Below are 13963 nucleotides of genomic sequence, written 5' to 3' on the forward strand. Positions count from 1 at the left end.
GTTCCGGAGCCCCTGCTTCTTCATATTACAGTGAAAATCTCATATTACCGATTTGTCTCCACCACAGATGTAGTTTCACTCTCTGCATCCGCATCCACGTTCAGACCTAGATCCAGTGCGCCACGGCTTTCGTTTGCGTAGCTGCTGTTCACATTACGCTCGCTGTCTTTCACGCTGTTGTTGCGTTCAGTTTGAGCTACTGTAGCACTCTCACCTTCCGCTTTCGCGTTCAGACCCAGATCCAGTGCACCGCGGCTTTCGTTTGCATAGCTGCTGTTCACGGTACGCTCGCTGTCTTTCACGCTGTTATTGCGCTCGGATTGAGCCATCGTTGCACTCTCTCCTTCTGCTTTTGCGTTCAGACCCAGATCCAGTGCTCCACGACTTTCACTCGCATAGCTACTGTTAGTGTTACGCTCGCCGTCTTTCACGCTGTTGTTGCGCTCGGATTGAGCCATCGTTGCACTCTCTCCTTCGGCTTTCGCGTTCAGACCCAGATCCAGTACGTCACGGCTTTCACTCGCATAGCTACTGTTCGTGTTACGCTCGCTGTCTTTCACGCTGTTGTTGCGTTCGGATTGAGCCATTGTTGCACTCTCTCCTTCTGCTTTTGCGTTCAGACCGAGATCCAGTGCTCCACGACTTTCACTCGCATAGCTGCTGTTTACGTTCCGATCCTCGCCGCCTCGTGAATAGTCGCTCATCGTTGTACCTTCTCCCGACACATTGGCATTCAGGCCAAGGCCCAGCTTGCCAGAACTGCTACGCTCAACTGTGTGGTCGGAAGAACGATCATTGTAACGGTTCATACTCTCGGAAGATAAGCCGGCATTAAGGCCAAGATCCAAATTCAATGCTCCAGTTGCACTGGATGAACCTCCGTAGCTACCATTGTTTCCGTAACCAGTGTCACGGTGTCCTGACAGAAGAGATCCCAGCTCCAGGCGCAAACCTGCATTCAGATCCAGATTGCCACTGCTGTTATTGCTATAGCTATCTGCGTAAGTTGCCTGCGAAGCTCCCAGCAATCCAGCCACCAACGTACCCGACAATACCAACAATTTTACCCAACGATTCACTTTTTTCATGATTATATACACTCCTTCTCAATTTTGGTTGAATTAACACCATTGTTGCCTAAGAGAAAGAGGTATATTGCGGCGGTCGCCCAGGCGGTGCCTGTGACCATTGACTGAACCCATCGAGCCGTTCCATTCGGAAGGAAAAATCGTGATCTGGCGTAACCAGACCCGTTGTTGCTCCCGGAAGTGCAGCGGCTGGAGCGGTTGCTCCGCCTCCAGTTACACCGGACGAACCAGAGCTTGTCCCGGCGGAAGCATTAGCTGCTCCGGGAGAAGTTACTGCAACAGACCAACTTGCTGGTCGTTCTGTGCGAGGCTGCAATGGAGATGTTGCATCAGCATCATCTTGTTTCAGATCGGCTTCCTGGTTACTCTGCACTTGTTCAGTGACAGATGGTTCAGCAGATGGCTGCTCTACGAGGAATAACTCGTTGTCTGGCAAACCTGAACTAACATCGGAATCCTGCGTCAGATCGGTTCCTTCCACAGGCAATGCCTGCGGAACAACAGGTTGCTCTGGACGTACTTCTGATTCCGGGGTGACTTCAATCACTTTGCCCGTAACCTGTACTGCGTCCTGTCCTTCCTCGTTGTTCTGAGATGAAACAGGATCTGCGAGTGCACTCGTATTGGAAGTTTCACCATTCGGTGTTTTGACGAGCGTCGGCTTTTCCGGAGTGACTACAGGCGGTTCCGGCTTCACACTTGGAATCTCCACCTTTTCCTGATCAGGATTGAGTTCAGCGGATACGTCTACAACTGGAACTTCTGCTTTCACAGATGGCAGCTGGACATTTCCCTTACTCAGATCCACACGGGATGAGGAGATATTGACCGAAGTAACTTCAGGTACATCCACCTTCACGGAAGGCAATTCAACCTTGCCCTGCCGAAGGTCTGTTTTCACAGCAGACGTCTCTGCCTTGATCACCTCGGGTACCTCTGCGGTAACGCCAGGCAAGGAAGCTGTACCTTCGTTGAGGTTCACCTGACTGCTTGATACATCGGCTTTGATCACCGGTGTATCCGCCTGTACAGACGGCAGTTCGACGGTTCCCTTCTTCGCATCAATCCCAATCTCTGATGTTCCGGCCGATCCAAGCGGTGTATCTACTTTCAGCTCAGATACACTCAGCTTACCTGTGGATTCATTCGCTTTGATCGATGGAACTTCAACATCCAGCAGTGGTGTGGATACCGATACTGACGGAGTCAGATTCAACCCGCCATCCGAATCGCGCGAAAACAGATTTAGCGACAATCCACTGGTCGGTTTTTCAGAAGATACCTGAGCATCATCCGCGTATACATGTGACGATCCAACTCCGAGAAGCAAAGTCCCGGCAAGTATAGCCAGTGGTATGCTTCCAAGACGCACAATCGATTTTGGTAACTTTACATTCAAGTTGCTTCACCCCCTTTCCGCTAATGCGTTGGTGGGACAAGGCATATGAGTTTTCCCCTAGGAATAATTAGAATACAGGGATTTATGCCTGTTCCTCATTAAATGTGAAGGCGTTTACTCAAACGCTTTTTAATCAAAACCTTAAAATTTGAAGTACATTCGAATCTTCATTTTAACTGTTCTAACCTTAGAAGATCCGGCCTGTTTTCAGTCGCCTGCAATCATTGTCTTGGCTGTAAGGGAGCCATTCCGATCGGCTTTTTCCCCGCTACGTTTCATCAAATAAATCAACCCAAGCAGGGTCAGCAAAATGCCTGAACAGACAAAAGCCGGCACTACACCAAAAGAGGTGACCATGAATCCGCCTACCACCGGGCCCATAATATTACTGGCTGTCATCACGCTACCTACCGTTCCAAACACCCTGCCTGTCATCGCCTCAGGTGTCTGTTCCTGCAACAGGATCTGAAAGGGTACAATCGCAAACCCTATTCCGACACCTGCCAGGGCAAAGACGGATATAAGCAGCAGGTGCGCACTAAGTCCGGCAGACGGCCAGACCACGACAATGATTCCGGCTCCGCCGATAACCAGACCCATGAGTATGGTACCCAGACCCATTTTCAAAACATGCCCTGCATGCTTCCACTTCCGCACACTCATCGCTGCAATTAAAGTACCTACGCCACTTGCTGCCACGCACCATCCCAGCAGATCACTTGAAATTCCGGGAAGTTGTCTGAATAACACCACAGTCTGTGAATCAGCAAATTGCAGAAAAAGTATGGCTGAAGCAAGCAAAATCAGAGACGTTCCTACATAAGGGAGAGATGCGAGCATGCGGATGCCCTCCTGTGTTTCCTTCCAAAAAGAATCTTTTTGGCGGTTGCGAACACCCCCAGCTGTCTCTTCTTCTACTTCTGTTACGTTATGAATTGCAGATTGGATCACCCGAGTTCCAGGAATCCACAATAAAATGATGCCGGAGATCAGAAAAGACGCTGAATCCAGAACAAAACACCAGGTGATGCCAAAAGCGGCTACCAGCAGTCCACCAAGCGCTGGACCAATAATTTTGGACATCTGTTCGATCACCGAACTGATGGATACAGCTTGCGCAAGCTGTTCGCGAGGTACAATTTCCTTCAGCTTTCCGTTTTTGGCCGGAGAGAACATGACATCGAACAGGGATTTGAGGACAAGCAGTATGTAGATGTGCCAGATCTGGTCAGCAAAAATTAACGCACCCACGATGATAATCCGTGCACCATCAGCTACAATCATCAGCCATTTTCGGTTCAGGCGATCTGCAAGCGTGCCTGCGAATGGCCCTGTCAACAGAATGGGTAGTGCTGCGGAAAGTGTGACAAATGTAATCTCCCAAGGCGTTGCATTCCAGCGGATACCCACGAGGGTCAGGATTGCGAGCAGATGTAGCCAATCACCCAGATTGGAAATGGCCTGTGCCACCATCAATGTTACAAAAGATCGGTTATTCTTCAGCGGTCGTTGTACCTCAAACGTTAACTCACTTGTCATCCTTCTTCTCCTCCATTACCTTCCAATTCATAGTATGAACTCATTATATAGAGCAGCCCTTGACTCAACCTCCTGCCAGAGGCGGAGAAAAAGCGACATCTGAAGGATAATTTTTCAGCATGATGAATGATCAAATTTTAAATGCTAAAAATGCAAATCTTGTGACATATCGCATGTTTTTCGTAGAAATAGAAGTTTACAATTAAACCATGGCGACAACCTGAATCGTCAAACATAACTAACCAACTCATATAAGTTGAAATACTCTTTTACATGAACAGCATAACGGAGAGGACCCCTCTTCATCATTTCAACTTATAAAACTAATCTGAAAAGGCGGGATCAGCATGCTGGAATTACAAGAAATCGGAACCGAACGTTCACTTCATCTGTACCGCACCTTGGCCCAGACATTCAAGAGCGTGAATGAACACGCTGTATCCGGAAGCAAAGTGCATGGCTTCAACCCCACCGCATACGGGGTGCTCGAAGTGTTATATATGAAAGGAGCTCAGCCGATTCAACAGGTTGGCGCACAACTTCTGCTGCAAAGTGGCAATGTGACCTATGTGATTGATAAGCTGGAGCAAAAAGGATTGTTACACCGCAAACATTGTCCGCAAGACAGACGTATCATCTTTGTGGAACTGACCGAAGAAGGACAGCGCACCATGGATGACATCTATCCAGGCTATGCGTTGAAGATTGATCGGGCTGTAAGTGGACTAAGTGAGGAAGACAAGGAATTGCTGTCCGAACTTTTGGGAAGGCTTGCACATTCTGCAGACCGTTTATCAGCAAGCAGCTAGAGCGTCTTTTCAAACCTGCCGAAAACCGGAGCGTAACAGAATGTACTGGAGCAGATATGGAGCGGGAGCGCTAACGCTAACGAACCTGTGACGTCTTACTCAGGGGTTTGAAGCGCTCGCAGCATTCTAAGGAATCTGACACACGCTATCTTTGAATAAACAGCCGTTTACAACGTGTTTTCCAGGTGATTTCGGGGAATAACGTGTCTCATGTTCCTTACAATTTAAAAAGAGGAGCAGAAGGTCAAATAAGACGTCCTCAGTTCCTTAGAATTTCGTCTGGATGATTGACTAGGATTAACCAGCCTGTACTTCAAAATGCTTTTGACCCAGACATCCCAAACATATCACTTGCCTGAGTTTGAAGATGTACTCTAGTCCACTGCACGTGTGCCATCAACAAAAATAACCGGATTTGCCTGACATCGGCGAATCCGGTTTTTCATATGTTTTTTGTATATATATATCCACTTTTTACTTCGAGCCTTGTGGCTGCGGTGGAGCATCTGCATCTTCGGGTACAATTAAACGTTTGCGTAAAGCCAGCGTCGTTACCCACGACACCAATGCAATGACAAACATAATCACAAACAGGGAATGCAAGCTTCCTTCCAGCACGTTACGCAGCAACGCCCATTTGTCATCAGATAGGGCTGCATCCGTATGTGGTGCGAGCAGTTCATTCAGATCACTCTCCGATATCCCAGCCTCCGCCAGATTCTGCTCACTCGATAACGTGGAGATCCGATAGTTCAACCAAGTACCAAAAGCCGCTGCACCAATCGTCTGTCCCAACGTACGCATGAACGTGTGCAGTGCCGTAGAGGAACCACGTTCCTTATACCCTACAGAAGACTGCGCAATAATGGTGAAGATCGTAAACGCAAAACCGAAACCGAGACCATAAATAAAGGTCAATATAAATAGCACAGCCTGCGGGGATGTCCCGCCGACCAGAAAGAGTCCACCCGATCCAATCGCAATTCCGGTTAACCCAATCAATGCGGTCATACGTGATCCAATTTTCATTAACAGGCGGCCTGCCATCACACTACCAATGAGCCAACCCACCGACATCGGCGCGAGCAGCAGCCCGGATTCAGTCGCATTTCCTCCCCGAACCCCCTGCACCCAGAGCGGCAAATAACTGGTCAGGCCGATCATCAAAGTACTGGTCAGGAGTCCGGCGATATTCGCCACACGGATGTCCCGAATTCGGAACAAATGTAGTGGAACCATAGGGGCCTGAGCTCTTTTTTCCACCACGAAAAATAAAATAATAAACAGAGCGGCGACCACACTCAGCACAACAATCAACGGAGAACTCCAGGCATAATACTGCCCACCTGCCGACAGGACAAACAACAATGCGGTAATACCCACTGTGAAGGTCAGTGCACCGACATAATCAATTTTGGCTGTACGTGGAGAGATATCTTCCTTCAAATAACGGAATACAAACCACATCGCAAGCAAACCAAATGGCACATTAAAACCAAAGATCCACTGCCAGCCCAGATTGTCTACAAAATAACCGCCAAGCAGCGGCCCTGCCAGAGAGGAAATACCCCACACGGAGCTAATCCAGCCCTGGATTTTGCCACGTTCTTCAATGGCGTAGATGTCCCCGATAATCGTAAATGTAACAGGAACTACCGCCCCCGCACCAATCCCCTGAATAGCCCGGAAAATAATCAACTGCTCCATATTCTGCGACAGACAGCACAGGAGTGAACCCAGTAAAAATAAAGCACAGCCAATCAGAAATACAGGCTTTCGTCCATACAAGTCACTGATTTTACCGAAAATGGGCGTACTCACTGCCATCGTCAACAGATATGCGGTGAAAATCCAGCTAAGCAGCTGTACACTCCCCAGTTCACTGACAATGGTTGGTCCCGCCGGACCAATCACGGTGCCTTCAATCGCTGACAGAAATGTCGCGAGCAACAGCCCCGTCAAGATAAAACTGCGCTTCAAACCTCCAGTTGCATTCACACAAACCCTTCTCTCTTCGTTTCTCTCTTTTATTTACCTTTCTTACGAAGGAACTCATCATACAACATGGAATACATCACCATATCCTTGTATCCGGTGGACGTATGCTGCACCTGTCGCAGCAGCCCTTCTCGCGTGAAGCCCCGGTTTGTCAGGAACTCGCCGGAAGCCAGATTACGCGGATCAACCAGCGCTTCAATTCGATTAAGACCCATGGTCTCATACCCAAAGGGCAGCAATGCCGAGAAAGCCTCCGTCATATAACCGTGACGCCAATAATCACGTCCTAGCTCATAACCGATCTCACCCCGGAATGCGCCTTCAAGCTGCCATGTGTTAAAGCCACAGCTGCCGATGAGCCTGCCTGTTTCTTTGAGTTCAATCCCCCAGCGGATCGCATCCTCTTCTCCTGCCATTTGGTTGAGCAGTCCAATCATGTCTGCCGCTTCGCTTGTCCCAATCATGGGTGCAAGATTCATGTAACGGGTCACCTCGCGATCTGACCAGCATACGAACATCTGGGCCGCATCCCGGCGACGCATTTTACGCAGACGAAGCCGCGCAGTCTCCATTTCGGGAATTCTTCCTTTGCATTTATACATATAAAGACACTCCGATCCGATCTATCTCCGCAGACCATAATATTCACTAGTCATCTAATCATAACCTGCGCCGAATGGCAACTATTCAGTCATGGACACACGTCAAAAAACCGGGCCAATTTCGCTCCCGGTCTTGTTGTACGTATGGATCCATTCAAGTTTGAGTGAATTACGGAATCATGGCTTGTCCAAATGAATTTTAAGCTTTGGACGTTTTCTTGCCCTTCCCCAGTAATTCATCGCTAACCCGGCCAAACACAGCCGTGATTTCCTTGAATTCTTCAATGCCAGTCCCGGTTAGGCTCCATTGATCCCCGTGGGCGGTCAGGAAGTTCTCCTGTGTCAGGTGTTCAAGCTCCTGCTTGATCTCCCGCTCTCCAACGCGATATCCCCGTTCTTCCAATAGAGGCAGTGCCTCGCTAACGTTCAAATCCTGATTTTGCGCGATATATAGTAGATGAATCCGTACAAAAAGATTCTGTACCTCTGCATGCATAAGCCAAGCTCCTTCCCGGGTTATAGCCCTCCGTGGTTGCTAAGTAATTACCCCACCCAAGAAGCTGAGAAACAGGAGGATTCTTCAGGTATTCCCTTCCCTTTCCGAAATCCTCCGCTTGACTAACCGCATCCTCTGCACTATCTTGAAAATAAGTACCATTTTGCTCGGGAGGGTGATTTACCATGTTTCAAGCTGTTTCCTATGAAGGAACACGAAGTGAGCAGCACACCGCCGTCCTGGGACAGTTAAGTGCTCTGATCCGCGATGAACCTAGTGCGATTGCCAATCTGGCGAACGCTGCTGCGCTGCTCAATGTATTTATGACCGATACCACTTGGGTCGGCTTCTATCTGTATGATGGAAAAGAACTGGTCCTCGGGCCATTCCAAGGACTGCCTGCCTGTATCCGAATTCCACTGGGACGTGGTGTATGCGGCACTTCTGCTGCGGAAAAACGTACCCTGGTCGTTGATGATGTTCATGCCTTCCCAGGCCACATTGCCTGTGATGCAGCATCCAACAGTGAGATTGTCGTGCCGATTATTAAAAACGGCGAACTGTACGGGGTGCTGGATATCGACAGCCCGATCAAAAACCGTTTTGACGACGAAGACCGCGTCTTCCTGGAGAAAGCCGTAAGCCTGCTCACAGAGCAGTTGGAGGCAACCATACCCCTTTAGGAAATGATGAATAAGGTGATCGGAGTCTCATCACACACGATGATGAAGAACCCGTAATAACAAAGAGCGCAGTCCTCTCAGAGGTTTGCGCTCTTTGTTATCCATTATGATTCACACCCATGTTCTTGCTCGCCCATGTTACTTTATGCATCTAGGATAAATCATGTTCCGCTTTAATCATCATCCCATCCCGCAGGAATTCAGCCAGCCTCGGGTGGTAACCATCATACATCTGACGGAAATTTTTATGCTCTACATACAGATTGGCCAAATCCCGATAGATCTCAGCTGTGGGTGTATAATAACCTTTGATCCATTCAAGATGCCTGCCAATAATCTGTTGTACTTTCGCACTACCGGGCTCCAATCCATCCTCAATGGCCTGTTGCAAGTCCAGATGAACTTGATCAATTTTCGCCTGGGAATCCAGATAATCTTCTTTTGACTTCATCTCCTGATTTTCAGGCAATGTGGATGAATTGGAAGATTGGATGTCGGACCTCTGAGCACCGTCTGTCTGCACATGGCTCATATCATTAGTGACTACAGGGTCAGAACCCGATTCATTCAGCAACTGGTGACGCCCCTTATTTACAAAACCGAAATAAAGTTCATGTTCATCGATTTCCTTTTCATCTTGCAAATGAGAGATCGTTTTGTCCAGTGTCTGAATCAATCCATGCAGACGGAGTGCCTTCTCCAGAATATCAATGCTATGCTGCTTCATGATGCGTATGACATCCTGAGGATTATCCCGGAGCATTGGGGCAATCTCATTCTCCTTCATACCTACTTCCTTACAGAAAAGGATTTGCTGGAGTCTCAATAATTCCTGCTTTTCATAATAGATGTCCTCATCTACATCCCCAAATGCAGGATTCAGAAGACCTGTCTCCGCATACTGGCTCAGCTCGTTCAGACTTACGCCTGACATTCCCGATACGTCAACCATGGAATATGCCATTTGAATACACCTCCTGCCTGTCCTGCAACTCCAGAGTTCAGGCTTAATTCATACTGCATTTTATTTGAATAATGAGAGAATATAAAACTTTCGGCAATGCTGTACCGATTCATTCCGCTCGTGCTCTGGATGGGTACATCATGCTTCGGTGATATGAGCGGCGTTTGGTCAGTTATGTTGCGGTATGTTAACTATGTTATACCCGTCTCATCAGATGTGAACCCGCAGTCGGCTAAGAATCCGCATGTATTTTTGAAAACTTTTTCCATGATCTTCATATAAAAAAACCTGTGCCATTATTCTGGCACAGGATACGAAGCGAATCACCCTTTGTTAAACATGACAAACTTCAATTCCGTCATTTCCTCTACAGCATATTTTACACCTTCACGCCCAATCCCACTTTGTTTCACCCCACCATAGGGCATGTGATCCACTCGGAATGTGGGAATATCATTAATCATAACTCCACCTGCTTCGATCTGATCGACAGCATGGAGGGCGGTATGGATATCGTTTGTAAATACGCCTGCCTGAAGCCCATATATTGAGTCGTTAACATGTTCAATACCCTCTTCAACGGAATCTACCGTATTGATCACAACGATGGGTGCAAACACTTCCTGACAGGATACCTTGGCATCACGCGGAACGTTAATCAATACCGTTGGACGAAGAATGCCTCCTTCAGCTTGACCGCCTGCTACCACCTCAGCCCCTGCCTGTTTGGCTTCTTCAATCCAGTCGAGTGTACGCTGTACATCCTTGGAGGTAATCAGCGCAGAAACCACCGTATCCGGGCTCAGCGGGTCTCCGACCACCACTTGTTTAGCTGCTTCAGCAAAACGCTGGATGAATTCATCCGAAATATCACGATGTACGTAAATCCGCTGTAGCGAGATACATACCTGTCCCTGATACGTGAAAGCACCGGTCACACAACGAGGAACCACTTTGTCCAGATCTGCGTCCTTATCCACGATCACTGCTGCATTCGACCCAAGCTCCAATGTCACGCGTTTTAGTCCTGCTTTGCTACGAATGCTCGTGCCTACCGCTGGACTGCCTGTAAACGTAATATGAGCAACACGAGGGTGCTCAACAAGCACATCACCAATGGTTTTGCCGTCACCACTCACCACGTTCAGTGCACCATCCGGCAATCCGGCTTCCTGAAGCAGATTAGCGATGTAATAGGAAGACAGAGGCGTCTGCTCCGCAGGTTTGAGAACAATCGTATTGCCCGCTGCCAGCGCTGGACCTACCTTGTGGGCTACCAGATTCATTGGAAAATTAAACGGTGTAATCGCACCGATGACACCTAGAGGTTGCCGCATCGTATAGCCGATACGTCCTTCCCCACCTTTGGCTGCATCCATCGGAACCGTCTCTCCGGTCAGTCGCTTGGCTTCTTCAGCGGCAAAACGATACGTTTCCACCGTCCGGTCAACCTCGGCCAGTGCTGCGGTAATCGGCTTCGCCGCTTCAAGTGCAATGATTCGCGCTGCTTCTTCCTTGCGTTCTTCAAGCATGGAGGACAACTTGTACAGAATATCTGCACGCTGATGTGCAGGCATCTGGCGCATTGCCTTCCCAGCTTGAACCGCAGCTGCAACAGCAGCCTCCACTTCCTCTGCTGAAGCCGACGAGACTTCTGCCAGCGTTTCCCCGGAGTATGGTGCTTGAAGTGTTTTATAATCTACGGATTCGGTGGGTTTGCCACCGATAAACAGATGTTGTTTTTTCATATGCTGCATCCTCCATTCTTTTCGAACCTATTGAACTAAAGAATATTACACTGCCACTTCGATGACAGAACAACCATACAATCGCTGTCTCATGTAAAAGTTCAGTTCAATTTATATAATCTATTTATACACTATTTCTGTTCCATCAACCCACTACGGTCTTCGGCAATCATAGCTTGTAACGTACCTGATGAGCCATTGTGGCGATCTTGAGCTATTGCATTATAAAGGATTTCACAACCTATTTAACCGTCAGGACGGGGCAATCTGCATGTTTTAACACGCCATGGCTGACACTGCCCACGATCATCTCTGCGAGCATGCCTTTCCCGCCGGTACCCATCACGATCATTCCACAATCTCGTTCACGCGCCACACGGCAGATCTCATTAACGGGATCACCTGCAATCAGCAGCGTTTCATACGCAACGTCACGCCCGTACAATTGATTAGTCACCGGTTCTATAATATGTTGCCCTTCTTCGGCAATACGAGCTTCCAGATCAACACCCAATGCAGGTTCATTAATGGAGATGGCCGGATTAACATGCACGATCAACAGACTTGCGGGTTGTTTCATATCTTCAGCCAGGATCAGTGCTTGTTCCAAAGCCTTATGCGCATGATCCGATCCATCAACAGCAACCAATATATGTTTCAGCATTGCAATTCCTCCTGTGAATTAATGAGATGTAATGGCGTAATCGATATCCCGCAGATGATGACGGCGTACCAGCAGTACCACGACACCAATCAGAACCATTAATGCGCCAAAATAAAACGGCGTTTCTGGCAGGAACCACTCGGACAATTTACCTGCAAGCCATGGAGCAAGTGCACCACCCATGAAACGAACAAAACTGTATGCAGCAGAAGCAACAGAACGCTCCACAGGTGCAGCTTCCATAACAGCCGTTGTAATCAACGTGTTGTTAATCCCAAGGAAAATCCCCGCTACAATGACTGCAACAATAACGGTAGTTGGTGAACCCATCACCGTACCTACTGCCATAACAACCAGATCAATCGCGAACAATGTAAGCATGACACTCATGGACGGCACCGAACCGAATCGGCGTTGCAATCTTGGTGCGACGAATACAGACGTAATCGCCAGCATCAGTCCCCAGCCAAAGAATACATAACCCAAGCCATGCTCATCCAGATTCATCACATAAGGTGAATAAGCCATCAAGGTAAAGAAACCAAAGTTGTACAGGAAGGCGGTAATCGCCAATGTTTTCAGTGAAGGATAACTTAATGCTTTGAATGGATCGGAAAAAGAACTGCGTGTTTTCGGTTTGGCCATCTTGGGCAACATAAATGTAATGCTTATAAAGGCAATCGCCATCAGGACAGCCACCCCATAGAACGGGCCGCGCCAAGAGATGGAACCCAGCTCACCACCAAGCAGCGGTCCAACCGCAATCCCGAGACCAAGTGCTGCTTCGTACAAAATGATCGCTTTGGCTGTCCCTGACGTGGACAGTCCCACAATAGCAGATAACGCCGTTGCGATGAACAACGCATTCCCTAGTCCCCAACCCCCGCGGTAACCAACCAGTGCACCTACCGTGTCTGAGGTACCGCCGAGGAAGGAGAAGATAATAATCAATAATATACCGCTGAGCAACGTCCACTTCACACCAATCCGGCTGGATACGACACCTGTAATCAGCATCGCTACCCCGGTTACAGCGTTATAGCTGGTAAATAGCAGCGACACCTGGCTTTTGGAAGCATGCAGCTGATCTGCAATTGCAGGCAAGATCGGGTCAACCAGACCCAGACCCATAAAGGATATGATACATGCAAAGGCGACCGCCCATACCGCTCTCGGTTGAGACAGCAAGCCTCCACGTGATGACGGCAATTCGTCCGGTAATGATGGCTCTCTTTTCATACGTAATTCCTCCTGTGAATGATTTATGTGGTGAAACTTTTTATTTGAAAATAGCAGTGAAAACGATGAAAATATTGCGTTCATTTTCATGAATAGAGGTAACAAAACGGCACAAATGACACCGAAACATCCGGTGTTTGTACAGGATCGCCAAAGGTACTATGATGCTCACTCCATGTAGCGATTATGTGTATACAGTTTTGTTTATTAAACATTAGATGTTAATTCGGTTAGCCGTCTTCATCACCCTGCGGATCATGTGCCTGTAACTTCTGAATACCGCTCCGAACGCGTTCACGCAGCTCTTCCAGTTCAGTCTGTACGGCATGTATGCTCTGAAGTTTCTGCTCAATCAGTTGCAACTGACCATCCAGCGTTGTTTCCATCTTGGTGAGTTTCTCGATCCGTTCTCTCACTTCGGTCGACTGCTGGTAGTCAAAACGTTGTTCGTTCAAGGCATCTGCCGTTGCCACATAGGTATGTAGCTCCTGAAGGGAGAATCCAAGTACCTCTTTGGCGCGAACCACCTTCTTCAGATAATCGATATCCTCCCGAGTGTACAACCGCGTCCCGCCATCTGTCCGCTGAGGTGAAGGCATGACCCCAATCTCTTCATAATACCGAATGGTTCGCTTGGTCAAACCGCATTCCTTGGCTACGTCATCAATTTTATATAAACTCATTTCCCCCACCTCTTTCATATGTCTATATTGTTATGTACATAATTATATATA

Annotated in this window: 13 protein-coding genes; 2 read left to right on the plus strand and 11 right to left on the minus strand. The window is 48.2% G+C overall.

Translation table 11 applies throughout. From position 1 onward, the window contains the following. Window positions 1-44: 44 nt before the first annotated feature. From D829_RS0120475 to D829_RS0120485, 3 genes are all read right to left on the minus strand, one after another. On the minus strand, window positions 45-1088 hold the full coding sequence (locus D829_RS0120475) for a hypothetical protein (protein WP_017690796.1): 1044 nt from the start codon (window positions 1086-1088) through the stop codon (window positions 45-47). A 49-nt stretch (window positions 1089-1137) separates the two neighbouring features. Continuing rightward, a complete protein-coding gene (locus tag D829_RS0120480; RefSeq protein ID WP_017690797.1) occupies window positions 1138-2487 on the minus strand; it encodes a hypothetical protein in 1350 nt (449 codons plus the stop codon). A gap of 207 nt (window positions 2488-2694) precedes the next feature. Next, on the minus strand, window positions 2695-4026 hold the full coding sequence (locus D829_RS0120485) for an MFS transporter (RefSeq protein WP_017690798.1): 1332 nt from the start codon (window positions 4024-4026) through the stop codon (window positions 2695-2697). Between the two features lie 347 nt (window positions 4027-4373). Here D829_RS0120485 and D829_RS0120490 point away from each other — a divergent pair, with 347 nt between their 5' ends. Next, complete coding sequence (locus tag D829_RS0120490; protein ID WP_017690799.1) at window positions 4374-4835, plus strand: MarR family transcriptional regulator; 462 nt, start codon at window positions 4374-4376, stop codon at window positions 4833-4835. 474 nt (window positions 4836-5309) lie between these two features. Here D829_RS0120490 and D829_RS0120495 read toward each other — a convergent pair whose 3' ends face one another. The 3 genes from D829_RS0120495 to D829_RS0120505 form a co-directional block, all read right to left on the minus strand. Further along, on the minus strand, window positions 5310-6815 hold the full coding sequence (locus D829_RS0120495) for an MDR family MFS transporter (protein ID WP_026081308.1): 1506 nt from the start codon (window positions 6813-6815) through the stop codon (window positions 5310-5312). A gap of 47 nt (window positions 6816-6862) precedes the next feature. Beyond that, window positions 6863-7435, minus strand: a complete 573-nt coding sequence (locus D829_RS0120500) for a GNAT family protein (RefSeq protein ID WP_026081309.1) — start codon at window positions 7433-7435, stop codon at window positions 6863-6865. A 199-nt stretch (window positions 7436-7634) separates the two neighbouring features. Continuing rightward, window positions 7635-7931: a hypothetical protein gene (locus D829_RS0120505; protein ID WP_017690802.1), complete on the minus strand. Its 297-nt coding sequence runs from the start codon at window positions 7929-7931 to the stop codon at window positions 7635-7637. A 185-nt stretch (window positions 7932-8116) separates the two neighbouring features. On the opposite strand from D829_RS0120505, the gene D829_RS0120510 reads away from it, so the two are divergent. Then, complete coding sequence (locus D829_RS0120510; protein ID WP_017690803.1) at window positions 8117-8614, plus strand: GAF domain-containing protein; 498 nt, start codon at window positions 8117-8119, stop codon at window positions 8612-8614. A gap of 151 nt (window positions 8615-8765) precedes the next feature. Here D829_RS0120510 and D829_RS0120515 read toward each other — a convergent pair whose 3' ends face one another. The 5 genes from D829_RS0120515 to D829_RS0120535 form a co-directional block, all read right to left on the minus strand. Then, window positions 8766-9578 (minus strand): TipAS antibiotic-recognition domain-containing protein, encoded by an 813-nt coding sequence (locus D829_RS0120515; RefSeq protein ID WP_017690804.1) that lies wholly within the window; start codon window positions 9576-9578, stop codon window positions 8766-8768. A gap of 323 nt (window positions 9579-9901) precedes the next feature. Continuing rightward, window positions 9902-11326, minus strand: a complete 1425-nt coding sequence (locus tag D829_RS0120520; RefSeq protein WP_017690805.1) for an aldehyde dehydrogenase family protein — start codon at window positions 11324-11326, stop codon at window positions 9902-9904. Between the two features lie 241 nt (window positions 11327-11567). Continuing rightward, window positions 11568-11990, minus strand: a complete 423-nt coding sequence (locus D829_RS0120525; RefSeq protein ID WP_017690806.1) for a universal stress protein — start codon at window positions 11988-11990, stop codon at window positions 11568-11570. A gap of 18 nt (window positions 11991-12008) precedes the next feature. After that, window positions 12009-13229, minus strand: a complete 1221-nt coding sequence (locus D829_RS0120530) for an MFS transporter (RefSeq protein WP_017690807.1) — start codon at window positions 13227-13229, stop codon at window positions 12009-12011. Window positions 13230-13459: 230 nt separating this feature from the next. After that, window positions 13460-13912, minus strand: a complete 453-nt coding sequence (locus tag D829_RS0120535) for a MerR family transcriptional regulator (protein WP_017690808.1) — start codon at window positions 13910-13912, stop codon at window positions 13460-13462. Window positions 13913-13963 lie beyond the last annotated feature (51 nt).

The sequence above is a fragment of the Paenibacillus sp. PAMC 26794 genome (assembly GCF_000316035.1).
Lineage (GTDB): Bacteria > Bacillota > Bacilli > Paenibacillales > Paenibacillaceae > Paenibacillus.